Source organism: Curtobacterium sp. C2H10, assembly GCF_025407985.1.
Classification (GTDB): domain Bacteria; phylum Actinomycetota; class Actinomycetes; order Actinomycetales; family Microbacteriaceae; genus Curtobacterium.
In genome coordinates this window covers 139,739-164,341 of record NZ_JABXGF010000003.1, presented here as the reverse complement: position 1 = coordinate 164,341, position 24,603 = coordinate 139,739, and the positions used below count along the sequence as shown (strand labels likewise).

Below are 24,603 nucleotides of genomic sequence, written 5' to 3'. Positions count from 1 at the left end.
CCCGGAAGCTAAGCCTCTCAGCGCCGATGGTACTGCAAGGGGGACCTTGTGGGAGAGTAGGACGCCGCCGGACTCAATTTAGTAAGAAGATGTGGCCATCGGCCCTCCATCGAGAACTCGTAGGGGAGACCCTCGTTCTCGGGAGGCCGGTGGCTACTTCTGTTTCTGCCGCACCTCGCTCGACTCGTGCGCTCGTTCGTGATGGACTGGGTACACGCGCACGGGCGGGACAGTGCGGCGCCGACACACACAACGACACAGCGGACGATGGCCTGGGCGAGCGCTCGGGCACGCAATGAGGAGTAACGGTGGCGAACGACGACGATCAGCGGCGGAACGACGGCGATCGTGGAGACCGACGAGGTCGGGATGGCGACCGGTCCCCTCGGCGTGACGGTGGGAACCGTTGGTCGTCCGGGCCGCGCGACTTCGAGCGCCGCGAGGGCGACCGGCGCGATGCTCCCCGGCGCGACGCTCCCCGGCGCGATGGGGATCGTCCTGCTCGGGATGCTGGTCCGTCCCGTGACGGGGCGCGCTCCTACCGGGACGGCGATCGTCCGTTCCGCGATGGTGGCCGGCGGCCCGCCTGGCGTGGTGACCGTGACGACTCGAGTCGTCCTCCTCGTGGTGACGGTCCGCGCGGCTCGGATCGTCCTGCTCGTGACGGGGATCGCCCGTTCCGTGGGGGTTCCGACCGTCCTCGTCGTGATGGCGACCGTCCGTTCCGGTCGGACCGTCCGGCTCGCGATGGGGATCGTCCGCGTCGTGACGGGGACCGTCCGTTCCGTGGTGGCGACGACCGTCCGCGTCGTGACGGTGACCGTCCGTTCCGGTCGGACCGTCCTGCTCGTGATGGTGACCGTCCGTTCCGGTCGGACCGTCCGGCTCGTGATGGCGACCGTCCGTTCCGGTCGGATCGCCCCGCTCGTGATGGCGACCGTTCGTTCCGTGGGGGTACCGACCGTCCGCGTCGCGATGGTGACCGCCCGTTCCGTGGTGGCGATGACCGTCCGCGTCGTGATGGTGACCGTTCGTTCCGGTCGGACCGTCCCGCTCGTGATGGCGACCGCCCGTTCCGCTCGGACCGTCCGGCTCGCGATGGCGACCGACCCCGTCGTGACGGGGACCGTCCGTTCCGCTCGGACCGTCCCGCCCGTGACGGCGACCGACCCCGTCGTGACGGGGACCGTCCGTTCCGCGGCGGCCAGGACCGTGACCGCGGCGGCCGCGACGATCGTCAGCGCTTCGGCGACGGCAGCCGTCACGCCGGTGCGCGGTTCGGCGAGGCCTCGCGGGACGACTGGGAGGACCGCGACCCCTACGGCACCAAGTCGATCCGCCCCCGCCACGAGGACCCGGAGATCCCCGAGGACATCCAGGCACGCGATCTCGACAAGGTCGCCCGGGCGGAGCTCAAGACGCTCAGCAAGGACAACGCCGACTGGGTCGCCCGTCACCTCGTGGCCGCGGCACTCCTGGTCGACGAGGACCCCGAGACCGCGAACCAGCACGCACTGAGCGCGGCTCGTCGAGCCGGCCGGGTCGGCGTCGTCCGTGAGACGGCGGCCATCACGGCGTACCGCCTCGGTGACTTCGCGACGGCGCTGCGAGAGCTCCGGACCTACCGACGCATCTCGGGCCGGAACGACCAGCTGCCGATGATGGTCGACTGCGAGCGTGGTCTCGGCCGTCCCGAGCGGGCGCTCGAGCTCGGCCGGTCCGTCGACCGCGCGGCGCTGGACACGGCCGTGCAGGTCGAGCTCGCCATCGCCATGTCCGGTGCGCGCCTCGACCTCGGGAATCCCACAGCCGCACTCGGCGAGCTGGAGATTCCACAGCTCGACCCGTCCACTGCCTACAGCTGGTCCCCGGCGCTCTACAGTGCTTACGCGGCCACGCTCGAGGAGCTCGGCCGCCAGGACGAGGCCGACGAGTGGTGGGCCCGTGTCGATCGTGCGGCAGCGGCCCTGGCCGAGGTCGCCGACGAGAACGCTTGGGAGACAGTTGATGTGGTCGAGGAAACGCTCGAAGTCGAAGGACCCGCAGACGAGTTCGCCGGAGCCGTCGACGACGAGCCCGACGCCGAGCTCGCCGACGAGCCCCTCGGTGACGAGCCCGACGACGACGAACCGGCCGGAGACGAGCCCGGCGAGATCGACGACGACAACCCCTCCGACGTCGACGGGTCCGCAGCCGACTGACGCGCCGAAGCCGCCGACGGACGGTGTGGACGTCGTCCTCACCGACCTCGACGGGGTCGTGTACCGCGGCCGCAACGCGATCCCGCACGCGGTCGAGGCGCTGACCCGCGCCTCCCTGACCGCGCGCGTCGGCTACATCACGAACAACGCATCGCGCCGCCCCGTCGACGTCGCGGAGCACCTCGAGCGGTACGGGCTCGAGGTGTCCGAGGACGACGTGGTGACTTCGTCGCAGGCGGGCGTCCGGCTGCTCGAGACGCTCGTCCCCGCGGGTGCGACGGTGCTCGTCACGGGTGGTCTGGGGCTGACCAGCATCGTCGAGGCAGCGGGCTTCACCGTGACGTCCAGCGCCGAGGACTCGCCGGCGGCGGTCATCCAGGGGTTCTCCCCGGACCTCGGGTGGACGCACCTCGCCGAGGCGTCCTTCGCCCTGGCCGACCCGGACGTGCCGTGGGTCGCGACGAACATGGACTGGTCGATCCCGGTCGAGCGCGGCATCGCGCCCGGCAACGGCACGCTCGTGTCCGCCGTGCACCAGGCCGTCGGTCGGATGCCCGTGGTCGCCGGCAAGCCCGAGCGGCCGATCTTCGACGCAGCCCTCGCGCGCTTCGGTGGTGAGCGCCCGTTGTTCATCGGCGACCGCCTCGACACGGACATCAAGGGCGCGAACGACGCCGGCATCCCCAGCGTCCTCGTCCTCACCGGGATCGACAAGGCCAAGCAGGTGCTCGCGGCCGACCAACGTTCGCGTCCCACGTACATCCTCGACGACCTCCGTGGCCTGTCCGAGCCCTACCCGGTGACCATCCGGCGGGAAGACCCGGACGGTACCCGCTACGCCACGGTCGGTGCCGTCACGGTGGCGATGCGCGGCCACGTCGTGCGGGTGCTCGACGACGGCGACGCGATCGACCTGCTCCGCGCCGGGACCGCCCTCATCTGGGAGTCCGGGCTCGCGATCTACGGGCTCGACGTCGACCCGAAGCTGTACGGCGGCGAGTAGCGTGACCGAGGTGTCGAACGACGAGCGGGACCCCGAGCGTGACGCCCGCCCGGGCGATCCGGACCAGGTGCGGACGGACGACCATGCCGTGACGGACGACTTCGGGCAGCGCACCGCCGCGGCCGAATCGCTGCCGCTGGCCGAGCGCGCCGATGCGTTCTCCGCGCTGCACGACGAACTGCGGACCCGTCTCGAGAGCGGCGGCAGCACGAGTGCCTGACGAGCACGGCAACGGCGACGAGACACTGCAGGACGAACGGCCCGTCCGGCTCGATGCGCTCCTCGCTTCCCGCGGGCTCGCGAAGTCCCGCACGGCAGCGTCGAAACTGATCCAGGACGGCCGCGTGACCGTCGCCGGCACCGCGATCGTCAAGCCGTCGGCGCCGGTGCGGCCATCGGCCCCGATCCACGTCGCCGGTGCGGACGAATGGGTCTCGCGCGCTGCGCTGAAGCTCCTCGGCGCGCTCGACACGTTCGGCGTCGATCCGTCGGACCGTGTCGCGCTCGACGTCGGTGCGAGCACCGGAGGGTTCACCCAGGTGCTCCTGAGCCGCGGCGCACGACGCGTGGTGGCGCTCGACGTCGGGCACGGGCAGCTCGACCCCCTGGTGGCGCTCGACTCCCGTGTCGCCGTCGTCGAGGGCACGAACGCGCGCAACCTCACGGCCGAGGCCTACCTCGCGCTCGACCCCGCCGCGGCCGAGACGAGCCTCGTGGTGGGGGACCTGTCGTTCATCTCGCTCCGGCTCGTCCTGCCGGCGCTGGTCGAGTCCGTCCCCGCCGACGACTTCGTCCTGCTCGTGAAGCCGCAGTTCGAGGTCGGCCGCGGTGGTGTCCGTGAGGGCATCGTCCGTGACCCGGCGCTCCGGAACGACGCGCTCATGAACGTCCTCTGGGCAGCGTGGGACCTCGGTCTGGGCACCTCGGGGCTCGCGGCGTCGCCGATCGTCGGCACGCACGGCAACCACGAGTACCTGGCGCGTTTCCAGCGGGATGTCGGTACCAATCCGACAGAATGGATCGTCCGGGCGACCGAACTGACGGAAGGGACGGCATGAGCGACGACCGGCACATCCTCCTGGTGTCCCACACGGGCCGCCGCGACTCGATCGACGCTGCGGTCGAGGTCTGCGACCTCCTGCACGCCGCCGGTCTCGTCCCGGTCATGCCGTTCGACGAGTACGCCGACATCCGCCGCGCCGAAGCCTCGGTCGGGCAGGTCGACATCCTCGGCGTCGACGTCCAGGCCGACCAGCTCGAGATCGTCATCGTGCTCGGTGGCGACGGCACGATCCTCCGCGCGGCCGAGCTCGTGCGCGGGACGGGCGCCCCGATCGTCGGCGTCAACCTCGGACACGTCGGGTTCCTCGCCGAGAGCGAGCGGGACGGGCTCCGGGCGACGGTCGAACGAGCCCTGTCCGGCGAGTACCACGTCGAGGAACGCGTCACCCTGCAGGTGGACGTCGTCGTCGGCAACGAGGTCGTCTACTCGTCCTGGGCGCTCAACGAGGCGACCATCGAGAAGGCCTCCCGGGAACGCATGCTCGAGGTCGTGACCGAGGTCGACGGCCGCCCGCTGTCCTCGTTCGGCTGCGACGGTGTGGTCGTGTCGACCCCGACCGGTTCCACGGCCTACTCGTTCTCCGGGGGCGGGCCGATCGTCTGGCCCGACGTCGACGCGCTCCTCATGGTGCCGCTGAGCGCCCACGCCCTCTTCGCGCGGCCGATCGTGGTCGGCCCGGACTGCACCCTCGCGATCGAGGTGCTGCGTCGCACGAGCGGTGTCGGCGTCCTGTGGTGCGACGGTCGACGCACGCACGACCTCCCTCCGGGCGCCCGCGTCGAGGTCCGGCGCTCGCCGGACCCGGTGCGTGTGGCCCGCCTCAAGGACGCCCCGTTCACCGACCGGCTCGTGGCGAAGTTCCAGCTCCCCGTCGCCGGGTGGCGCGGCCCGCAGCAGGACGACGAGGACACCCTGTGATCGAGGAGATCTCCATCTCCGACCTCGGGGTCATCGGCGAGACCACCCTCGAGCTCGGCCCCGGCTTCACCGTGGTGACCGGTGAGACCGGTGCGGGCAAGACGATGATCGTGACCGCGCTCGGGCTGCTCCTCGGCGCCCGTGCCGACGCGGGGTCCGTCCGCCGCGGCGCGTCGACCGCCGTGGTCGAGGGGCGCTGGCACGTGCCCGAGCACGACGCCGTCGCCGAACGTGTCGAGGACGCCGGTGGCATCGTCGAGGACGGCGAGCTCATCCTGACGCGCACGGTCTCCGCCGAAGGTCGCAGCCGTGCGACCGTCGGTGGCCGCAGCGCTCCCGTCGCGGTGCTCGGCGAGCTCGCGGACCAGCTGGTCACCGTGCACGGACAGTCGGACCAGATCCGGCTGACCTCGGCGACGGCTCAGCGTGCCGCACTCGACGGCTTCGGCGGTCCGGCGCTCGAGAAGGTCCTCGCGGCGTACGTGCGGGCCTACGACACCTGGCAGCAGCACACCGGCGAACTCGAGACCCTCACCCGTGACCGTGACGACCGGGTGGCCGAGGCCGAACGCATCCGCGCGGCGTCCGACGAGATCGAAGCGGCGGATCCGCAGCCCGGCGAAGACGTCGAGCTGGCCGACCGTGCCGAGCGCTTGGGGAACCTCGAAGAACTCCGGTTGTCCGCGGGCCTCGCGCACGAAGCCCTCTCGAGCGAGTCGCTCGACGGCGTGCAGGACGTCGTGGGCCTCGTCGAGTCCGCTCGCCGGGCGATCGAGCGAGTCGCGGCGTCCGACGCCGAACTGCAGCCCGTGCTCGAGCAGCTCACGGAGCTCGGCATCCAGGCGTCCGAGGCCTCCGCGAGCCTGTCGAGCTACCTCGGCTCGCTCGAGCCCGACGCCGGCCACGACCTCGAACTCATCAACGAGCGGCGGGCCCTGCTCGCCGGCCTCACGCGCAAGTACGGCGAGACCGTCGACGACGTGATCGCCTACGGGCAGCGCGCGAGTGATCGGCTGCTCGAACTGGACGGCGACGACGACCGCATCGTGGCGCTGCAGCAGGCGGTCGAGCAGGACGAGCAGACGCTCGCCGGCGCCGCCGCGGCCCTGACGACGGCACGGACCAAGGCCGCGAAGGACCTCGCCAAGCGCGTCACCGCGGAGCTGAAGTCCCTCGCGATGGCCGGGGCGACCCTCGTGGTCGAGGTCTCGGACGCGGGCGACTACCGGCGCCACGGCCGCGACCAGGTGTCGATCCTGCTGCAGCCGCACTCCGGTACCGACCCGCGGCCGATCGGCAAGGGTGCGTCGGGTGGCGAGCTCTCCCGCGTCATGCTGGCGATCGAGGTGGTCATGGCGGGCAGCACGACGGTGCCGACGTTCGTCTTCGACGAGGTCGACGCCGGCGTCGGCGGTGCGGCGGCCATCGAGATCGGTCGTCGTCTGGCGAAGCTCGCGGAACGCACGCAGGTCATCGTCGTGACGCACCTGGCGCAGGTCGCGGCGTTCGCGAACAACCACCTCAACGTCGTGAAGGACGCCAGCGGGGCGGTCACCTCGTCGAGCGTCCGTCGCCTCGAGGGCGAGGACCGTCTGCAGGAGATGGCGCGGCTCCTGTCCGGGCTCGGGGACAGCGCCAGCGGCATGGAGCACGCGCGCGAGCTGCTCGACGTCGCCGGCCAGAAGGCCTGATCGCGTCGCCGCACGCCGATCCAGGAGGCGCGGCTCGCGCCCGCCTCGCACCGTGCGGCGGGCCTCGCCGCACGGCGCGACCACGGCCCGGAGACCCGGCCACACGCCCGACGCAACGCCCACGGCGAACCGAGGTCGCGCCTCCTGGCAGTTCTGACGTACGATGGAATCCCGTGGCGGACACTCTCAGCGGCGGAACCAATTCTTCGAACGCGACCCCGAAGGTGACGAAGCAGATCTTCGTGACCGGCGGGGTCGTCTCGTCCCTCGGCAAGGGCCTGACGGCGGCCAGCCTCGGCAACCTCCTCACGGCTCGCGGCCTCAAGGTCGTCATGCAGAAGCTCGACCCGTACCTCAACGTGGACCCGGGCACCATGAACCCGTTCCAGCACGGCGAGGTCTTCGTGACCGACGACGGCGCGGAGACGGACCTCGACATCGGGCACTACGAGCGCTTCCTCGACATCAACCTGTCGCAGTCCGCGAACGTCACGACCGGCCAGGTCTACTCGACGGTGATCGCGAAGGAGCGTCGGGGCGAGTACCTCGGCGACACCGTGCAGGTCATCCCGCACATCACCGACGAGATCAAGCGTCGGATGCGCGAGCAGGCGCAGAACGACCCGCAGCCCGACGTCATCATCACCGAGGTCGGCGGCACGGTCGGCGACATCGAGTCCCAGCCCTTCATCGAGTCGGCGCGGCAGGTCCGCCACGAGCTCGGCCGCAACAACGTGTTCTTCGTGCACGTGTCGCTCGTCCCGTTCATGAACGCCTCGGGCGAGCAGAAGACGAAGCCGACGCAGCACTCGGTGGCCGCGCTCCGCTCGATCGGCATCCAGCCGGACGCGCTGGTCCTGCGGAGCGACCGTCCGGTGTCGGATTCGAACAAGAAGAAGATCGCGCTCATGTGCGACGTCGACGAGGACGCCGTGGTGAACGCGGTCGACGTGCCATCGATCTACGACCTCCCGACGCTGCTGAACAACCAGGGCCTCGACCAGGTCATCGTCGACGCGCTCGGGCTCGCGGCGGGGCCGGTCGACTGGACCTCGTGGACCCCGGTCCTGCGTGCCGTGCACGAGCCGAAGAAGGACGTCACGATCGCCCTGGTCGGCAAGTACATCGACCTGCCGGACGCGTACCTGTCGGTCACCGAGGCGCTCCGTGCGGGTGGCTTCGCGCACGACGCGAAGGTCACGCTGAAGTGGGTCGTGTCCGACGACTGCACCACGCCCGAGGGCGCGGCGAAGCAGCTCGGCGACGTCGACGGCATCTGCATCCCTGGTGGGTTCGGCGTGCGCGGCATCGAGGGCAAGCTCGGCGCACTGCGGTTCGCGCGTGAGCAGGGCATCCCGACGCTCGGCCTGTGCCTCGGCCTGCAGTGCATGGTCATCGAGTACGCCCGGCACGAGGTCGGCCTGACCGACGCGTCGAGCACCGAGTTCGACCCGGAGACCTCGACGCCGGTCATCGCGACCATGGCGGAGCAGGTGGACATCATCGCGGGCGGCGACCTCGGCGGGACCATGCGCCTCGGCCTCTACCCGGCGACGTTCACCGAGGGGTCGCTCGCGGCGTCGCTGTACGGGGCTCCCGAGGCGTCCGAGCGGCACCGTCACCGCTACGAGGTGAACAACAAGTACCGCGAGCAGATCGCGGACGCCGGCCTGGTGTTCTCGGGCACGTCGCCCGACGGCACGCTGGTGGAGTACGTCGAGCTGCCGCGCGAGGTGCACCCGTTCTACATCGCCACGCAGGCGCACCCCGAGCTGCGCTCGCGTCCGACGGACGCGCACCCGCTGTTCGCGGGGCTCGTCGGTGCCGCGATCGAGCGGCACGAGGCGTCGAGCCTCTTCGACCCGCAGGAAGAGGAGCAGGTCGCGTAACGCGAGTGGTCTCTGACTGGAGGCGCGGTGCCAGCTGGCACCGCGCCTCCCGTCTGCCATGGGGTGGCGTCGGAGGCGCGTGCCAGGATGGTCGCGTGACTGACGCACCCATCGCTGACGAACCCGCCTCGTTCGAGGTCACCGAGTCCACCGTCGTGTACGAGGGCGCCGTCTGGGACGTGCGCCGCGACAGCATCGCGTACCACGACGAGACGATGGTCCGGGAGTACATCGACCACACCGGTGCCGTCGCGGTCTACGCCGAGGACGACGAGGGCCGCGTGCTCGTCATCCAGCAGTACCGGCACCCGGTGCGGATGCGCGACTGGGAGCTGCCGGCGGGGCTGCTCGACATGGCGGGCGAGGACCACCTGACCGCGGCACAGCGCGAGCTGGCGGAGGAGGCCGACCTCGAGGCCGACGACTGGGAGCCCCTCGTCACCTACAACACCTCGTCCGGCGGCAGCGACGAGTTCCTGCAGATCTACCGCGCCCGTGGGGTGCGCGCGACCGCGACGGCGTTCGACCGCGAAGCGGAAGAGGCCGACATCGTGAAGCGGTGGGTGCCCCGGGCCGAGCTGGTGGAGGCGATCCTCGACGGTCGGCTGCACAACTCCGGGCTCGTCGTGGCCGTGCTCGCGGTGGACGCGCTCGAGCGGCGCGCGGCGTGAGCCTCGCGGCGCTGCTCGACCAGGGGCAGTGGACGCACGAGCCCGCTGCGGCCACGCTCGACGGCGACGTCCTGCGGGTGACGGCCGTCGAGGGCAGTGACGCCTGGCGCACCACCTCGTACGGCTTCGTGCACGACTCCGAGCACGCGCTGCTCCGCCCGGTCGACGGGGCGTTCTCGGTCGAGGTGTCGTTCGTGCTCGACTACACGGAGCAGTTCGACCAGGCGGGGGTGTTCCTGCGGGTCGACGAGCGGAACTGGATCAAGGCCGGCGTCGAGTTCGCCGACGGGACGCCCCAGGTCGGAGCCGTCGTCACCCGCGATGCGTCGGACTGGTCAGTGGCCCCCGTGCCGGAGTGGACCGGGCGGGTCGTCACGGTCCGGGCCAGCCGCGACGGCGATGCCGTGACGATCCGGGCGTGGGCGGACGACGAGCCGCCGCGGCTCGTGCGGGTGGCGTACCTCGACCCCGATGCCCCCGTGTCGGCGGGGCTGCTCTGTGCGGCACCGTCCCGCCCGGGACTGACCGTCGCCTTCACCGGGTTCCGCGTGGGGGAGCCGGACGGGTCGCTGCACTGACGCTCCCCGAGCGGCGCTAGCCTCGTGGGGTGATCCCGTTCGAACGTGCCACGGAGACGTACCTGCGGCACATCGCGATCGAGCGGGGCCTCTCGCAGCACACGCTGTCGGCCTACCGGCGGGACCTGCTGACGTTCGCGGAATGGCTCGCGTCCGCTCCGATCGTGGAGTCGGACGGCGCCGACCGTGCCGGTGGATCGGCGGTGCTCGACGACGTCGGGAGGATCGCGCGCGCGGACCTCGCGGGGTTCGTCGAGCACCTCGCCACCCGACCGTCCGGCCCGCTCGCGCCGAGGTCGGTGGCGCGCATGCTCAGCTCGGTGCGGTCGTTCACCGCGTTCGCCGCCGGCGAGGGGTGGCTCCAGCTCGACCCCGGCGCGTCCGTGCGGCCGCCGAAGGCCCCGATGCGGCTGCCGAAGGCGATCTCCGTGCACGACATGGAGCGGTTGCTCGGGGCCGCGTCCGCCGGGTCGCCCGACGGTGCCGCCGACGACCTCGTGGGCCTGCGGGACCGGGCGTTGCTCGAACTCCTCTACGCCACGGGAGCGCGCATCTCGGAGGCCGTCGGGCTCTCGGTCGACGACGTGACGACGCTGTCCGACGGCTCCGGTGACCTCGACGACGGGCTGTCCGTCGTCAAGGTCACCGGCAAGGGCAACAAGCAGCGGGTGGTGCCGCTCGGCAGTTTCGCGCGGGCGGCGATCGACGCGTACCTCGTGCGGGCGCGGCCGGTGTTCGCTGCACGGGGAGCGTCGACGCCGGCGCTGTTCCTCGGCGCCCGGGGCGCACGGCTGTCACGGCAGAGTGCGTGGCTCGTGATCCAGGCGGCAGCGGAGCGTGCGGAGCTCTCCGAGCACGTGTCGCCGCACACGTTCCGGCACTCGTTCGCGACGCACCTGCTCGAGGGGGGAGCGGACGTGCGGGTCGTGCAGGAGCTGCTCGGGCACGCGAGCGTGGCGACGACGCAGATCTACACGATGGTGACGGCGGACATGTTGCGGGACGTGTACCAGACGGCGCACCCGCGGGCGCGGCGTACTTCGTGAGCAGGAACGGTCGGGTCGCCTGACGGCACCCGACCGTTCCTGCTCACGAGGTCAGAGCACGTGGAACTGTGCGGACGCCGCCACGGCAGCCGTCGCCACCGCGAGGACCAGGGCGCTCGCCGAAGCACTGCGCGCCAGCACCCGCCAGCCCCCGGTCGCCCCGGGCCACACGACGCCGAGCAGCCCCGCCACGATCGCCGCCGCGCTGCTCGCTCCCCAGGGGTTCACCACCACGGAGGCCGCCGCGAGCAGCACCGCCAGGGTCGAGAACGCACTGAACCGGTGGACGCCGGAGCCCCCGGACGCCCAGGAACGCGTCCGGATCGCCGCCGGCTGCACCGAGAAGGACGGTCCGACGGGCGCGACGACCACCGGGACGATCGGCTCGGTCCGGCTCGGCAGCACCCGTGTCGCCGCTCCCCAGGCACGCCCGTCCCACCAGCGCAGGCGGCTCGCGTCCTGCGGATCGGGGAACCAGCCGGCGGCCGGCAGCGTCACGGGGTGCTCCTCGGGGTGCGTGGGAAGGTGCACGTCGACGCTACGGGAGTGCGGGAAGCGGCCACAGTCCCAGCCCGGGTGTCGGCAGGAAGGGGGACCACCCGCGTGCAGTAGCGTCGAGCGGGTGACCTCGACGCTCGACGACTTCTGGCGTGACCGGCGCGACGAGCGACCGGAGTTGCCGACGGCCCTGCCGGAGGCGTGGTCGTTCGGCGCGACGCCGGCGCAAGCGGACGATCTGCTCGACCTCGTGCTGCGCGGGGTGAAGGACGGGACGGCGTCGTCGTTCTGGGACTACGAGGCGTCCGGGGACCGCGTGCCGGAGGTCGGGGACATCGGCATCGTCACGGACTCCACCGGGGCACCGCGGGCGGTCGTCGAGACGACGAGCGTCCGGATCGTCCCCTTCGACGAGGTCGATGCGGACCACGCCCGGGCCGAGGGGGAGGGCGACCGGACGCTCGCGCACTGGCGTCGGGTGCACGAGGCGTACTGGCGCGCGCACTCGGAGGACCCGCGCGGGTTCGATCCGCGGATGCCGGTCGTCTGCGAACGCTTCCGGCTCGTCTGGCCCGCACCGGCGACGACCCCGCCCGCACCGGCGACGTCCCCGCCCGCACCGGCGACGACCCGGCCGGCACCGGACCCGACCGCCGTCGCCTGACCGCCCGTCAGGCCGGGACGGGCGCCGCGTCCACCTCGCGCATGACGTCCTTGACCGAGGCGAGGAGCCGGGCGTTGAACTCGACGCCGAGCTGGTTCGGCACGGTGACGAGCACGGTGTCGGCAGCCCGCACGGCCTGGTCCGCCGCGAGCTCGGCCACCAGGTCCTCCGGCGACCCGATGTACGACCGGCCGAACCGTGCGAGCCCGCCGTCGAGGTGCCCGACCTGGTCCTGGCCCTCGACCTGAGCCCGGACACCGAAGTAGTGCCGCGACTCGTCGTCGATGATCGGGATGATGCTGCGGGACACCGCGACCCGAGGGGTCCGCTCCCAGCCGGACTCGGCCCAGACCCGACGGAAGCGTTCGATCTGCTCGGCCTGGAGCTCGTCGAACGGCACACCGGTGTCCTCGGTCAGCAGGGTCGACGACATGAGGTTCATGCCCTGCTCGGCCGTCCACTCCGCGGTGGCCCGGGTGCCGGCGCCCCACCAGATACGGTCGCCGAGCGAGCCGGAGAGCGGCGAGATCGGCAGGGACCCGACCGAGCCGGTCATCTGCGGGTTCGCGTTCGCCATCGGTTCACCGGCGATCGCCCGCCGGAACACCGACGTGTGCGCCCGCGCCATGTCCCCGCCGTTCTCGTCGGAGGCGTCCGGCACGTAGCCGAACTGCTGGTAACCGGCGAGGGTGGTCTCGGGTGAGCCCCGTGAGACGCCGAGCTGCAGCCGACCGCCGGAGATGAGGTCGGTCGCAGCCGCCTCCTCCGCCATGTACAGCGGGTTCTCGTAGCGCATGTCGATGACGCCGGTGCCGATCTCGATGCGGCTGGTCTTCGCTGCGATCGCGGAGAGCAACGGGAAGGGCGCCGCCTGCTGGGGCGCGAAGTGGTGGACGCGGAAGTACGCGCCGTCGACGCCCGCCTCCTCGGCGGCGACCGCGAGGTCGATCGCTTGAACCAAGGCCTCACGACCGCTGCGCACCTTCGACCCCGGCACGTCGCGCCAGTGTCCGAACGACAGGAACCCGATCTTCGTCATGTCGATACGAACGCATCCGACAGCACGGCCATTCCGGGCCGACTACGGTGTCCGGCATGGACGACCCTCGCCAGGCACTGGTCGCGGAGCGGGCGCGCAACGAGCGGCTCCTCGCGGACGTCGAGCGGAGCATGCGGGACGTCAGCGATGCCCGGCAGGACGCCAACTCCGACGACGAGCACGACCCCGAGGGCGCGACCCTCGCGTGGGAGCGCGGCTCGCTCGGCGCCGTGCGGGACGACGCCCGCGAGCGGATCCGGTTGGTGGACGCCGCGCTCGCGCGGCTCGACGCCGGGACCTACGGCCGCTGTGCGGTCGGTGGGGAACCGATCCCGGAGGCACGCCTCGCCGCCGTCCCGTGGGCCGCGACGTGCGTGGCGCACGCGTGACGCGCCTCCTGGCCCGCACCGTCTGACGGGAGGCGCGGGTCGGCCCCGCCACGCGCCTCCCGTCACGGACGCACCGCACGTCCACCGCGCGCGCCGCGGTTTCCCAGCCGCGCGCCCTACATTGCGGCACATGGAAGGCGACCCGAACGACCGGACCGACGCGGTCGAACGTGCCGAGACGCCGCACCGGCGGTTCCAGTGGTTCCACGACGTCCGCGCCTGGATCCACGCGCGTCCCCACCTGCACCTCTTCTACAAGGTGCTCGTCGGGATCGTCGGCGGGCTCGTCGTCGTGATCGGGTTGATCCTCGTGCCGCTGCCCGGGCCGGGATGGCTGGTGGTCTTCATCGGGCTCACGATCCTCGCGAGCGAGTTCCACTTCTTCCACCGGATCATCACGTGGCTCCGTGCCCAGCTGCACCGCTTCTGGGACTGGGCGAAGGCGCACGGGCCGCAGTGGCTCCGGAACGCCGCCGACCGCGGCAAGGCGGACGTCGACGCGGCGCACACCGGTGCTGCCCGGACGGTCGGGGTGCGCGGGCGCGGCGCGAAGCGGGCGCGCCCCGGGCACTGAGGCGAGCGCCCGTCGCGCCTACTCGGCGGGGGACACCCGGACCGAGCCGGTGCAGGTGCGCTCGAGCACCTCGGCGGCCTGCTCCTCGACCGCGGCGGCGTCCCGCGACACGAGCTGCAGCACGAGGGCGACGACCGCGGCGAGGACGATGAACGCCCCGTACCCGGCGATGACCGGCACGAGCCCGACGGTCGGCTCGAGCAGCCCTCCGACGACGGCCGGCACGCCGAACGCCAGGTAGCTCACGACGTAGATCGTGGAGAGCAGCCCCGCACGGTGCGTCGGTGCCGCGGTGGCGAGCAGCATCCGCAGCGGTGCCTGGAACCCGGCGCCGAAGCCCACGCCCGCGATCGCACTGCCCACGACGAGCCCGGGCAGGGAGTGCGCCATCACGAACGCCACCGTGACGATCGGTCCGAGCACGAGGGCGACCAGGCCGATCAGGACCGCACGACGGGCGTCCATCCGCTGCGTCGCGAGACCGGTCAGCGCGCCGACCCCGGTGACGACGGCGATCAGGGCACCGGCGGCGAAGTGGTTCGTGATGCCGAAGACCGCGCCCAGCGCCGAGGGGACGAGCGACAGGAACATCCCGCCGAGGGCCCAGCTCGCGATGAGCGACCCGGCGACGCTGCGGAACAGCCGCCGCGAGGACCGGGGCACGCTGATCCGGGGGACCAGGGAGCGGAGGGCACCCGGTCGCGGGGTGACCCGCTCGGGGACGACGACGAGTGCGATCACCATGAGGACGAGCAGCGCCCCGAAGAGCAGGTACACGAGCTGCTCCGGCGCGGGACCCCACTGCACGAGGGCGCCGCTCGACATCGCACCGGTCGCGAGGGCGATCGGCGGGATGACGCCGTTCAGCACCCCGGCGAGGGTGGGGAAGCGCTCGAGCGAGTTGTCGATGAGCGCTGCTCCGAGGGCGCCGATGAGCAGTCCGACGGAGACGCCCTGCACGATGCGGTCCATGATCAGGGCGCCGACACCGTCCGCGACCGCGAAGAGCCCGAGGGACAGCGCGACGCCGAGGCCGCCGACGACGAGCACGGGCTTGCGGCCGACGTGGTCGGACAGGCGCCCGGCGACGAGCAGGCTGGCCAGCAGCCCCGCGACGTAGATGGCGAACACGCCGGTGAGCATGAGCGGGGTGAGGTGCCACTCGGCGGCGTACACGGGGTAGATCGGCGAGGGGACCGCTGACGAGGCGACGGACACGAGGAGCATCGCCGCGAGGATCCAGAACCCGGCGACCGAGCGAGCTGACTGCGCCATGTGCGCCACCTTCCGTTGCGAGCGGGACAGTACGAAGAGAGTCGTACAGTATCGAGTCGTGCTGTACGACGCAAGTCGTACTACGAGCGGAACGGTGGTAGCGTCCCGTCCATGCCCGCGACCGTGGATGCTCCCGAACACCTGCCGCAGCCGACCGTGGCCGAGATGGACCTGCCGGTCGTGATGGACGCCCTGAGCGACCCGATCCGGCTCGCGATCCTGCACCGCTACCTCGTCGACGCCGCCGGTGGCATCCGCAGCTGCGGCTGGGTCGGCATCGACCGGCCGAAGTCCACGCTGACCCACCACTTCCGCGTCCTGCGCGAGGCCGGGCTCCTCGAGCAGCACCAGGAGGGGCTCACCCGGTCGAGCCGCGTCCGCATCGAGGACGTCGAGCAGCGGTTCCCCGGGCTCCTCGACCTCGTGTTCGCGTGGGAGGTCCCCGCTGCGCTCATGCGCACGGACCTCGTCGAGGGCGCCGCGTGAACGCCGCCGCCTCCGCCGACTTCGCCGCCTCCGCCGACTCCGCCGCCTCCGCCGCGTCCGCCCGGCCCCCGCACACGCTCCCGACGATCGGTGCCGACGCCGCCGTCACCGACGCGCTGCGCCAGGACCTGACCGACGCCGGGTTCACGGTCGAGCGGGTCGACGCCCTGTGGGGTGCCGAGGCCGCCGCGTCGCTCCACCGCGGTTCGCGCGTCGCAGCGCTCCGGGCGCTCGCCGCTCGCGACACGACACCGCTCGGCACCCTCGCGACGCTGTTCGTGCTCGGGCTCCCGGTCCGCCGCGCCGACGCGGACGCCGCGTTCCCGTCCGCCGGCGTGCAGTCCGTCGAAGCGAGCGGTCTGGTCCGCGTCGACGCCGACTCCGTCGCCCCAGCCGTGGACCTCCGCCCCTACGCCTTCGTCGACGACCTCGGTGCCGGCAGCTGGTGGATCGTCTCGGACCTCGGCGAACTCGCACTCGGTACGGCCCTCGGCGAGGAGCACGTCCTCGGGATCGGCGGTGCCACCACGACGCTCTCCGGCCTGCAGGTCCCCGTACCCGTCCGCCGCGTGCTCGACCTCGGCACCGGCTGCGGCATCCAGGCGATGCACGCCCGACGCTTCGCCGACGAGGTCGTCGCCACCGACATCTCGCGCCGGGCCCTCGACATCGCCCGGTTCAACGCGCAGCTCAACGGCATCGACGGCATCGAGTTCCGCTTCGGCTCCCTGTTCGAGCCGGTCGCGGGCGAGCGCTTCGACCGCATCGTCTCGAACCCGCCGTTCGTCATCACGCCCCGCAGCGAGGGCGTTCCCGCCTACGAGTACCGCGACGGCGGCATGGTCGGCGACGCCCTCGTCGAGACCGTCCTGACCGGACTCGGAGAGCACCTCGAACCCGGCGGGACCGCGCAGCTGCTCGGCAACTGGGAGTACCACTGGGGCACGGACGGCCTCGACCGCGTGCGGTCCTGGTTCGAGCGGGCCGACGCCGACGGACTCGGGCTCGACGCCTGGGTCATCGAGCGGGAACGGCAGGACCCCACCGCCTACGCCGAGACGTGGATCCGGGACGGCGGGACGAAGCCCGGGACGCCCGAGTTCGACCGGCTGGTCGGCGCCTGGCTGGACGACTTCGCCGACCGTCGGGTGACCGGCGTCGGCTTCGGGTACGTCGTGGTCCGGAAGCCTCGGCCGGGGCCCACGCGGGCCGGTTCCGGCGCGTCGCGGAGCCTGCGGAGCGACGTGGCGGCCGAGCCCGTGGGGAGAGGCGCGGCGCACCTCCGCCGCTTCGAGCGCGTCCCCGAGACGCTCGGCTCCAACCCCGCGGGTCTCGGCGCGACGGTCGCGCGGGTCCTCGACGCGGCCGCGTGGCTCGCCGCGCACGACGACGTCGCGCTCGCCGCCGCCCACCTCGCGGTCGCCGGCGACGTCACCGAGGAGCGCTTCTACTGGCCGGGCAACGACGACCCGACCGTGATGACGCTCGTGCAGGGCGGCGGACTCGGACGCCGCGTGGACGCCGACACCGCGCTCGCCGCGTTCGTCGGGGCCTGCGACGGGGAGCTGTCGGTGGCGGCGATCGTCGGCGCCCTCGCGCAGATCACCGGGGTGGACGAGCAGGTGCTCGCCGCCGACCTGCTGCCGGCGGCGCGCGACCTGGTGCTCGACGGCCTGCTCGTCCCGGCCGCCTGACGATCAGGCGCGGTGGTCGCGCCAGCTGTGCTCGGGGGCGTAGCCGAGCAGCTCGCGGGCCTTCTCCGACGAGAGCAGCGAGCTGACGCCGTCGATGTCCGCGCGGCGCTCGATGTCCGGCACGTAGCGCTCGACGAGCTCGATCGTCGGAGTGTCCATCACGGTGTCCGGGCTCGCGATCACGAACGCCTCGAACCCGGTGAGCTCGGCCTCGAGGGCCTTGCGCACGGCCTGGGCGCCGTCGCGGGAGTCGATGTACGACCAGAGGTTGAACGTCTTCGCCTCGGGGGTGGCGTCCCAGGGGAACGCGGGGTAGTCGGTCTCGTCCATCACGTTCGAGAACCGCAGACCGATCATCTTCAGCTCCGGGTCCCAGCGGGTGAAGTGGCGGGCCATCTCCTCCTCCACCGCCTTGCCGAGCGAGTACGACGACTGCGGGCGCACCGCGAACTCCTCGTCGACGGGCAGGTACGGCGGGTGGTGCTCGCCCATCGGGATGCCGAGCAGGGTCTCGCTCGACGCCCACACCAGGTTCTTGATCTTCGCGGCACGAGCGGCGTGGAAGACGTTGATCGACGACGTCACGTTGTTCGTGATGAGCGCGACGTCCGGCACCTGCCCGGGAGCGGGGACCGCGGCGAGGTGCACCACGGCGTCGACGTGGTCGTACCGGTCGTCGACGCCGAGCAGGACGTTGAGCACCTGGCCGTGGTCGGTGAGGTCGGTGCGGACGAACTGCACCCGTTCGGGCTTGTCGGGGAAGGGCACGCGGTCGACCAGGACCACGTCGTACCCCTTCGCATCGAGGTCGCGCACCACCGCTCGCCCGAGCTTCCCACTGCCGCCGGTCACCACTACACGCGTCATCGCGTCACTCCACATCGTCGTCGGGTCGCCCTCGCGGGCTGGCTCCATCCTGCCCGGCGCGACCTGACCCGACCAGGCCCTGTCCGTACCCCGTTGCCCGGGGTCAGGCGGTGGGGGCGACCTGGGCGATCGCGAGCCGTGCGACGAGCTCGACGTGCTGTGCCATGTCCCGCGTCGGGTCGAACAGCCACTGGATCTGCATGCCGTCCGAGACCGCGAGCAGCACGCTCGTCAGTTCCTCGACGTCGACGTCGACGCGGAGTCGTCCGTCCTCCTGCATGGCGCGGAAGTCGGAGGACAGGTCGCGGCGGCTGCGCTCGTAGCGCTCGCGGAAGTACTCGTGCGCCGGGTGCTCCGGGTCGGTCGCGGCCGCGGCGGAGAGGTTGACGAACATCTGCACGAGGCCGGGGACCTCGGCGTTGTGCCGCACGATCGCGGCGAGCAGCGCTGCCGGGTCCGGGGCGTGCCAGTCGTGCTGCAGGTCGATCTCGTCGCGGCGCCGCAGGATCTCGACCCAGAGCTCGTCCTTCGAGTCGAAGTAGTGCAGCAACCCGGCCTGCGTCAGCCCGACGGCATCGGCGATGTCCTTGATGCTCGTGCGACGGAAGCCCTGCGACGCGACGAGGTCGAGCGCCGTCGTGAGGATCTCCTCGCGCTTCGCGATGCCCTTCGCGTACGAACCCCGTCGTGCCATGGCAGGACTGTACCGCTCTCGGCGACCGCCCAGAAAACCTAGCCCCGGTTGGTTTTGGTGTTACGGTGGCACGAGCCGCCGACGAAGGCGTGCGAGTCGCCGACGCAGGCGGCGTCCCCGAGAAGAGGTTGCAGTGGCCAACGATGCCCTGACCGTCAACGACACCCCGACCGCCGTCGCCCCCACGCGCGGCCGGGGGAATCCGCTCATGTACACGCTCGGCATGCCGATCGCGATGCTCGGCCTGTACATCGCGCTGCTGCCGCCGGTGCTCGTCGCCATGGCGCTGAAGGTCGCCGAGATCGCGCCGGACAACCAGGCGGGCGTGCTCGGCCTGGCACTCGGTGTGGGCGCGTTCGCCGCGATGGTCGCCAACCCCCTTGCCGGTCGCTTCAGCGATCGGACTGCCGGGAGGCTCGGCATGCGTCGTCCGTGGATCATCGGTGGCACCGTGGTCGGCTTCGCGGGCCTCGTGGTCGTCGCGACGACCACCTCGACCGTCGTGCTGGTCCTCGCGTGGGGCGTCACGCAGATCGCCTACAACGCCACCATCGCGGCGCTGACCGCCGTCATGCCGGACCACGTCACGCGCTCCCAGCGCGGCCGGGTCGCGGCGCTGCTCGGGCTCTCCCAGAACCTCGCGCTCGTCGGCGGCACGTTCCTCGTGCAGCTCTTCTCGACCTCGGCGACGCAGATGATCATCCCCGGCGCGATCGGGTCGATCGTCGTCGTGCTCTACGCGCTCGTGTTCCGCGACCGCGTGCTCACCAACCGGCCGACGTCGAAGCTCAGCGTCGGGCAGGTCTTCGGGTCGTTCGTGTTCAACCCGGTGAAGCACCCCGACCTCGGCTGGGCCTGGCTGACCCGCTTCCTCATGGTCGCCGCGCAGTACACCGCGGTGAGCTACCTGACCTACTTCCTGCGCGACGACATCGGCGTCGAGTCCGAGCACGTCGCGAACGCGGTGTTCCAGGGCACGCTGTGGAACGTCGTGGGGATCGTCCTCACGTCCCTCGTCGCCGGGTGGCTGTCCGACAGGCTCGGCCGCCGCAAGCTCTTCGTCGCCGTGGCCGGTGTCGTCGGCGTGGTGGGCCTCGTGCTCATCGCACTCGCGCCGTCGCTCGGCATGGTGCTCGTCGGGGAGTTCGTGATGGGCGCCGGCATGGGTGTCTTCTACGCCGTCGACCTCGCCCTCATCACCGACGTGCTCCCCTCCGACGAGGACAACGCGAAGGACCTCGGCGTGGTGAACATCGCGCAGGCCCTGCCGCAGTCGATCGTCCCCGCCTCCGCCCCCGGCGTGATCGCCCTCACCGGCGGGTACAGCGGCTTCTTCATCACCGGCGCCGTCGTCGGACTGCTCGGCATCGCCTCGGTGTCCCGCATCCGCGGCGTGCGCTGACCACCTGTTCTGGCTCTGAACGAAAGGACCGACCACCGTGACTACCGTGGACGACGTGACAACTGCCTCCAGTACGGCCGAGCGCATCGAGGCGCTCGTCGGCCAGCTGACCACCGACGAGAAGGTGCAGCTCCTGACCGGGCGCGACTTCTGGACCACCTGGCCGATCGAGAAGATCGGGCTGCGCCGCATCCTCATGTCGGACGGCCCGTCCGGCGTCCGCGGTGAGGTCTGGGACGAGCGCGACCCGTCGCTGAACCTGCCGTCCGCGACGGCGCTGAGCGCGTCGTGGGACCGCGCGATCGCGAAGCGCTACGGCGCCGCAGCGGCCGTCGAGGCCCGCCGCAAGGGTGTCGACGTCGTCCTCGGCCCGACCATCAACCTGCACCGCTCGCCCCTCGGCGGCCGGCACTTCGAGGCGTTCAGCGAGGACCCGGTGCTCACCGGTGACCTGGCGGCGTCGTACGTCGAGGGCGTGCAGGAGAACGGCGTCGCCGCGACCCCGAAGCACTACATCGCGAACGACTACGAGACCGACCGCTTCACCGCGTCCACCGAGGTCTCCGACCGTGCCCTGCGGGAGCTGTACCTGCTCGCGTTCGAGAAGGCCGTGACCGAGGCGCACGCCTGGGCGATCATGTCGTCGTACAACTCGATCAACGGCGTCACCGCCTCCGAGAACGAGCTGCTCGAGACGCCGCTGAACTCCGAGTGGGGCTTCGACGGCATCGTCGTCTCCGACTGGACCGGTGTCCGCTCGGTCGACTCGGCGAAGGCGTCCCAGGACGTCGCGATGCCCGGGCCGAACCAGTGGTGGAGCGAGGGGCCGCTGCTCGCCGCCGTGCAGTCCGGCGACGTGCCGATCGAGGCGATCGACCGCAAGGTCCGCCGCATCCTCACCCTCGCCGCCCGCGTCGGCGCACTCGAGGGCTTCGAGCCCGTGGCCGCGCAGCCCGTGCACGTCGAGGACGGCGTCGCGTTCGTCCGCGAAGCCGAGGCCGAGGGCACCGTCCTCGTCCGCAACACGGGCGTGCTGCCGCTCGACGCGCCCGCCGTCTCCCACATCGCCGTGATCGGCCACAACGCCGACCAGGCCCGCACGCAGGGCGGTGGCTCGGCCACGGTCGTGCCGTCGCAGGTCGTCTCGCCGCTCGACGGGATCCGTTCGGCGTTCCCGGGTGCCACGGTGGACTACGCGATCGGTGCCGTCGTGCAGGAGGGCATCGCGGAGTTCCCGCTGTCCACCATCACCAACCCCGGCACCGGCGAGCCCGGCGCCCGCGTCGCGTTCGTGCGCGACGGGACCGAGCTGTACGTCGAGGACCGCCGTGCCACCGCGCTGTTCTGGTTCGGCGGCGACGCCCCCACGCGCGAGGCCGACCGGCTCGACATCACCACGACCTACACCGCGCCGTCCACCGGCACGGTCCGGATCGGCATCGGCGCAGCGGGTCGCTCGCGCATGTGGATCGACGGCGAGCTCGTGCTCGACGAGGACGTCCCGTTCGAGGGCGACCAGCTCGGCGCCGCGTTCCTCAACCCGCCAGCACGGTCGGTGCCCGTGTCGGTGACGGCCGGCCAGGACGTCGCGATCCGCATCGAGTACGACGTCATCCAGGACGAGACCCTCGGCGGCGTGCTCGCGTACCAGTTCGGTACCGAGCCGAGCGACGAGGACCCGTCGGTGCTGATCGACGCGGCCGTGGCCGCCGCGACCGGGGCGGACATCGCCGTCGTCGTGGTCGGGACCAACTCGAAGGTCGAGTCCGAGGGCTACGACCGCTCCTCGCTCGCGCTCCCGGGTCACCAGGACGACCTGGTCCGCGCGGTCGCCGCGGCGAACCCGAACACCGTGGTCGTCGTGAACGCCGGCTCGCCGGTCGAGATGCCGTGGCGGAACGACGTCGCCGCGGTCCTGCTCACGTGGTTCGGCGGGCAGGAGTACGGCAACGCGCTCGCCGACGTCCTCACCGGTGCTCGCGAGCCGGGCGGCCGTCTGCCCACCACCTGGCCGGTCGCGATGGCGGACGTCCCCGTGCTGGACGTCACCCCGGTCGACGGCAAGGTGTCCTACGACGAGGGCGTGCACATCGGCTACCGGGCCTGGCTCCGCGCGGGCACCGAGCCGGCGTACCCGTTCGGCCACGGACTCGGCTACACGACCTGGACGATCGACGGCGTCACCGCGACGCCGACCGTCCGCGAGGGCGACGCGGTCATCGTCACCGCGACCGTCGCGAACACGGGCGACCGGGCCGGCAAGCACGTCGTGCAGGTCTACGCGTCGCGGGAGTCCTCGGCGGTCGACCGCCCGGTCCGCTGGCTCGTCGGGTTCGCGCCCGTGCGGCTCGACGCGGGGGAGTCCACCGAGGTCTCGATCGAGGTCCCGGCCCGGGCGTTCGCGCACTGGGACGGTGCGTGGGCCCACGAGTCCGGCACCTTCACGCTGCACGTCGGCGCATCGGTGTCGGACGAATCCGGCACCGTGACGGTCCAATCCGCGTGAAGTCGTCCGGTTTCCGCGCTGACGCCGTGATCATTCAGTAACATCGATCTGCGCCAGGCGGCTGGTTACCGTCGGCGCGCGCACCGAGAACTGGGTCGCCATGCGTGCGACACGGTCTCCTGATCCGGCCGATGGAGCCCTGGTGGCCCTGGTGCGTCCAGAATGCGTCCCCGCGTCCGCGCGGGGGCGCATTCGCTTGTCCGGGGCAGGTGCCAACCGGTTGACTTCCGCCAGTCTGGGAGAAACCAGTGAACGAACGTCACTTTTTCGGTCCACGAACCGCAATCCGGTGTGACAAACCACTCGGTAGGTGGAACGATGGGTGCACCATCCCGTGCGGATCAGGGACGAGATGGTCATCCGGCCGGGCTCCCGGGGAGCCTCACCACCACCTGGTGCGGGCCCGCCGGATGCCCTGCATCACCGGGCTCGGACGGCCGGTGCGACGTCCTCGGCGACGATGCGCAGGATCCGCTCGTGCGACGCGGCGTCACCGTTCGCGGGCAGGGTGATCACGAGTTCGTCGGTCGACCGCACGGCCGGGTCGGCGAGCAGCGCGTCGACGATGGCCGACGGCTCGCCGGAGACGACCTTGCTGAAGCGGAACGGCGGGTTCCCCGAGAGCGGGCGCCCCTCGTCGTCCATGCCGCTCGCGTACCCGGTGAGGAACTCCTCGTGCACGGCACGGTCGTGGTCGTCGAGCAGCGGGACCACGATCCGGCCGACGGCGACCTTCGGGGTGCGGTCGGGGTGCAGCTGGGCGAAGCGCTCGCGGTACGCGGCGATCTGGTCCGCCTGCGCCTCGGCGAAAGGCGCACCGGTGTCCTCGGTGTTCAGGGTCGAGCAGTGCAGCAGCAGGCCCTTCTCGGCCGTCCGCACCGCGGTGCCCATGCTGCCGCCGCCCCACCACACGCGGTCGCGGAGTCCGGGGCTGAGGGGTTGCAGCGTGAGGTCGGCGTCGGCCGGGATGCTCTCGTAGCCCGTGCCGGCGGTGCCGAGCGGCTCGCCCTGCAGCACCTCGAGCAGGCGGGACGCGCGCGCCTCGGCCTCGTCGCGGAAGCTGCGGTCGGACGCGCCGAACACCGGGTCGAGGATCGGGCCGTAGCCCGCGATGCCGGTCGAGATGCCGAGCTGCACGCGGCCGTCGCTGAGGAGGTCGACCGTGCTGGCGTCCTCGGCGAGGCGGATCGGGTCCTCGTAGCGCATGCCGAGGACCGCGGTGCCGAAGCCGATCGTGCTGGTGCGCTGGGCGGCGGCCGCGAAGAAGGTCATCGGGCTGGTCAGGAACGGCTCGAAGTGGCGGCCCCGGACCCACCCGGTGCCGTAGCCGAGCGACTCGGCGGTCTCGAAGAGGCGCAGGCCGTCCTCGAGGGCAGCGGCGGCGCCGGCCGTGCCGCCGTGGTTCGGGACGAAGGAGAGGAAGCCGAGTTCGCGCACGACGTGAGTCTATGCGCG

The 24,603-nt window shown here is 71.9% G+C and carries 23 protein-coding genes and 1 rRNA gene; 18 read left to right on the top strand and 6 right to left on the bottom strand.

Annotation, left to right across the window (positions count from 1 at the left end):
- The 11 genes from rrf to HWD93_RS03135 all read left to right on the top strand — a co-directional run.
- Nucleotides 1-73: ribosomal RNA gene (gene rrf, locus HWD93_RS03185) — 5S ribosomal RNA — on the top strand; the annotation flags it as partial.
- Nucleotides 74-1,460: 1,387 nt separating this feature from the next.
- Nucleotides 1,461-2,201 (top strand): hypothetical protein, encoded by a 741-nt coding sequence (locus HWD93_RS03180; RefSeq protein WP_261646009.1) that lies wholly within the window; start codon nucleotides 1,461-1,463, stop codon nucleotides 2,199-2,201.
- A 25-nt stretch (nucleotides 2,202-2,226) separates the two neighbouring features.
- A complete protein-coding gene (locus HWD93_RS03175) occupies nucleotides 2,227-3,204 on the top strand; it encodes an HAD-IIA family hydrolase (RefSeq protein ID WP_261646008.1) in 978 nt (325 codons plus the stop codon).
- Nucleotides 3,205-3,214: 10 nt separating this feature from the next.
- Nucleotides 3,215-3,424, top strand: a complete 210-nt coding sequence (locus HWD93_RS03170) for a hypothetical protein (RefSeq protein WP_139199341.1) — start codon at nucleotides 3,215-3,217, stop codon at nucleotides 3,422-3,424.
- On the top strand, nucleotides 3,417-4,262 hold the full coding sequence (locus HWD93_RS03165) for a TlyA family RNA methyltransferase (RefSeq protein ID WP_229085522.1): 846 nt from the start codon (nucleotides 3,417-3,419) through the stop codon (nucleotides 4,260-4,262). Before HWD93_RS03170 ends, HWD93_RS03165 begins: the two co-directional genes overlap by 8 nt.
- Nucleotides 4,259-5,185, top strand: a complete 927-nt coding sequence (locus tag HWD93_RS03160; RefSeq protein ID WP_070417894.1) for an NAD kinase — start codon at nucleotides 4,259-4,261, stop codon at nucleotides 5,183-5,185. The genes HWD93_RS03165 and HWD93_RS03160 overlap by 4 nt, the downstream gene beginning before the upstream one ends.
- Nucleotides 5,182-6,876, top strand: a complete 1,695-nt coding sequence (gene recN, locus HWD93_RS03155) for a DNA repair protein RecN (RefSeq protein ID WP_261646007.1) — start codon at nucleotides 5,182-5,184, stop codon at nucleotides 6,874-6,876. Before HWD93_RS03160 ends, recN begins: the two co-directional genes overlap by 4 nt.
- A gap of 173 nt (nucleotides 6,877-7,049) precedes the next feature.
- Nucleotides 7,050-8,765 (top strand): CTP synthase, encoded by a 1,716-nt coding sequence (locus HWD93_RS03150; RefSeq protein ID WP_070417896.1) that lies wholly within the window; start codon nucleotides 7,050-7,052, stop codon nucleotides 8,763-8,765.
- Between the two features lie 95 nt (nucleotides 8,766-8,860).
- Nucleotides 8,861-9,436 (top strand): NUDIX hydrolase, encoded by a 576-nt coding sequence (locus tag HWD93_RS03145; RefSeq protein WP_229085520.1) that lies wholly within the window; start codon nucleotides 8,861-8,863, stop codon nucleotides 9,434-9,436.
- On the top strand, nucleotides 9,433-10,014 hold the full coding sequence (locus tag HWD93_RS03140) for a DUF1349 domain-containing protein (RefSeq protein ID WP_261646006.1): 582 nt from the start codon (nucleotides 9,433-9,435) through the stop codon (nucleotides 10,012-10,014). The genes HWD93_RS03145 and HWD93_RS03140 overlap by 4 nt, the downstream gene beginning before the upstream one ends.
- Before the next feature lie 32 nt (nucleotides 10,015-10,046).
- Nucleotides 10,047-11,060 carry a site-specific tyrosine recombinase XerD gene (locus tag HWD93_RS03135; RefSeq protein WP_229085528.1) on the top strand — a complete coding sequence of 338 codons (1,014 nt, stop codon included), beginning with the start codon at nucleotides 10,047-10,049 and terminating at the stop codon, nucleotides 11,058-11,060.
- Nucleotides 11,061-11,111: 51 nt separating this feature from the next.
- On the opposite strand, the gene HWD93_RS03130 is transcribed toward HWD93_RS03135, so the two are convergent.
- A complete protein-coding gene (locus HWD93_RS03130; protein WP_261646005.1) occupies nucleotides 11,112-11,591 on the bottom strand; it encodes a DUF2510 domain-containing protein in 480 nt (159 codons plus the stop codon).
- Nucleotides 11,592-11,682: 91 nt separating this feature from the next.
- Here HWD93_RS03130 and HWD93_RS03125 point away from each other — a divergent pair, with 91 nt between their 5' ends.
- Nucleotides 11,683-12,222, top strand: coding sequence for an ASCH domain-containing protein (locus HWD93_RS03125; RefSeq protein ID WP_308202933.1), 540 nt, complete (start codon nucleotides 11,683-11,685; stop codon nucleotides 12,220-12,222).
- Between the two features lie 7 nt (nucleotides 12,223-12,229).
- Here HWD93_RS03125 and HWD93_RS03120 read toward each other — a convergent pair whose 3' ends face one another.
- Nucleotides 12,230-13,261, bottom strand: coding sequence for an LLM class flavin-dependent oxidoreductase (locus tag HWD93_RS03120; RefSeq protein WP_306576880.1), 1,032 nt, complete (start codon nucleotides 13,259-13,261; stop codon nucleotides 12,230-12,232).
- 56 nt (nucleotides 13,262-13,317) lie between these two features.
- Here HWD93_RS03120 and HWD93_RS03115 point away from each other — a divergent pair, with 56 nt between their 5' ends.
- Together HWD93_RS03115 and HWD93_RS03110 are read left to right on the top strand one after the other, a co-directional pair.
- On the top strand, nucleotides 13,318-13,650 hold the full coding sequence (locus HWD93_RS03115; RefSeq protein WP_071295664.1) for a TraR/DksA C4-type zinc finger protein: 333 nt from the start codon (nucleotides 13,318-13,320) through the stop codon (nucleotides 13,648-13,650).
- A gap of 130 nt (nucleotides 13,651-13,780) precedes the next feature.
- Nucleotides 13,781-14,224 carry a TIGR02611 family protein gene (locus HWD93_RS03110; protein WP_070417903.1) on the top strand — a complete coding sequence of 148 codons (444 nt, stop codon included), beginning with the start codon at nucleotides 13,781-13,783 and terminating at the stop codon, nucleotides 14,222-14,224.
- Nucleotides 14,225-14,242: 18 nt separating this feature from the next.
- Here the strand turns inward: HWD93_RS03110 and HWD93_RS03105 are convergent, their stop codons facing one another.
- On the bottom strand, nucleotides 14,243-15,499 hold the full coding sequence (locus HWD93_RS03105; RefSeq protein ID WP_261646004.1) for an MFS transporter: 1,257 nt from the start codon (nucleotides 15,497-15,499) through the stop codon (nucleotides 14,243-14,245).
- Between the two features lie 111 nt (nucleotides 15,500-15,610).
- Between HWD93_RS03105 and HWD93_RS03100 the strand changes: the two genes are divergently transcribed.
- Together HWD93_RS03100 and HWD93_RS03095 are read left to right on the top strand one after the other, a co-directional pair.
- Nucleotides 15,611-15,985 (top strand): helix-turn-helix transcriptional regulator, encoded by a 375-nt coding sequence (locus HWD93_RS03100; RefSeq protein ID WP_071295666.1) that lies wholly within the window; start codon nucleotides 15,611-15,613, stop codon nucleotides 15,983-15,985.
- Nucleotides 15,986-16,071: 86 nt separating this feature from the next.
- Entirely contained in the window at nucleotides 16,072-17,679 is a 1,608-nt protein-coding gene (locus HWD93_RS03095; RefSeq protein ID WP_261646015.1) for a methyltransferase, read from the top strand.
- A 3-nt stretch (nucleotides 17,680-17,682) separates the two neighbouring features.
- On the opposite strand, the gene HWD93_RS03090 is transcribed toward HWD93_RS03095, so the two are convergent.
- Together HWD93_RS03090 and HWD93_RS03085 are read right to left on the bottom strand one after the other, a co-directional pair.
- Complete coding sequence (locus tag HWD93_RS03090; RefSeq protein WP_261646003.1) at nucleotides 17,683-18,546, bottom strand: NAD(P)-dependent oxidoreductase; 864 nt, start codon at nucleotides 18,544-18,546, stop codon at nucleotides 17,683-17,685.
- A gap of 103 nt (nucleotides 18,547-18,649) precedes the next feature.
- Nucleotides 18,650-19,240, bottom strand: a complete 591-nt coding sequence (locus HWD93_RS03085; RefSeq protein WP_083414008.1) for a TetR/AcrR family transcriptional regulator — start codon at nucleotides 19,238-19,240, stop codon at nucleotides 18,650-18,652.
- Between the two features lie 133 nt (nucleotides 19,241-19,373).
- Here HWD93_RS03085 and HWD93_RS03080 point away from each other — a divergent pair, with 133 nt between their 5' ends.
- Complete coding sequence (locus tag HWD93_RS03080; RefSeq protein WP_229085513.1) at nucleotides 19,374-20,642, top strand: MFS transporter; 1,269 nt, start codon at nucleotides 19,374-19,376, stop codon at nucleotides 20,640-20,642.
- A 46-nt stretch (nucleotides 20,643-20,688) separates the two neighbouring features.
- The gene (locus tag HWD93_RS03075) at nucleotides 20,689-23,148 is read left to right on the top strand and encodes a glycoside hydrolase family 3 C-terminal domain-containing protein (RefSeq protein WP_261646002.1); all 2,460 of its coding nucleotides are present in this window, start codon (nucleotides 20,689-20,691) and stop codon (nucleotides 23,146-23,148) included.
- Nucleotides 23,149-23,568: 420 nt separating this feature from the next.
- Here the strand turns inward: HWD93_RS03075 and HWD93_RS03070 are convergent, their stop codons facing one another.
- Nucleotides 23,569-24,585, bottom strand: a complete 1,017-nt coding sequence (locus tag HWD93_RS03070; protein ID WP_092388340.1) for an LLM class flavin-dependent oxidoreductase — start codon at nucleotides 24,583-24,585, stop codon at nucleotides 23,569-23,571.
- Nucleotides 24,586-24,603: the final 18 nt, after the last annotated feature.

Bases quoted from the DNA above. Each gene is read 5' to 3' on its own strand.
- HWD93_RS03115 (WP_071295664.1), top strand. From the start codon at position 13,318: ATGGACGACCCTCGCCAGGCACTGGTCGCGGAGCGGGCGCGCAACGAG.
- HWD93_RS03085 (WP_083414008.1), bottom strand. From the start codon at position 19,240: ATGGCACGACGGGGTTCGTACGCGAAGGGCATCGCGAAGCGCGAGGAG.
- HWD93_RS03100 (WP_071295666.1), top strand. From the start codon at position 15,611: ATGCCCGCGACCGTGGATGCTCCCGAACACCTGCCGCAGCCGACCGTG.
- HWD93_RS03090 (WP_261646003.1), bottom strand. From the start codon at position 18,546: ATGACGCGTGTAGTGGTGACCGGCGGCAGTGGGAAGCTCGGGCGAGCG.
- HWD93_RS03120 (WP_306576880.1), bottom strand. From the start codon at position 13,261: ATGACGAAGATCGGGTTCCTGTCGTTCGGACACTGGCGCGACGTGCCG.
- HWD93_RS03110 (WP_070417903.1), top strand. From the start codon at position 13,781: ATGGAAGGCGACCCGAACGACCGGACCGACGCGGTCGAACGTGCCGAG.
- HWD93_RS03105 (WP_261646004.1), bottom strand. From the start codon at position 15,499: ATGGCGCAGTCAGCTCGCTCGGTCGCCGGGTTCTGGATCCTCGCGGCG.
- HWD93_RS03160 (WP_070417894.1), top strand. From the start codon at position 4,259: ATGAGCGACGACCGGCACATCCTCCTGGTGTCCCACACGGGCCGCCGC.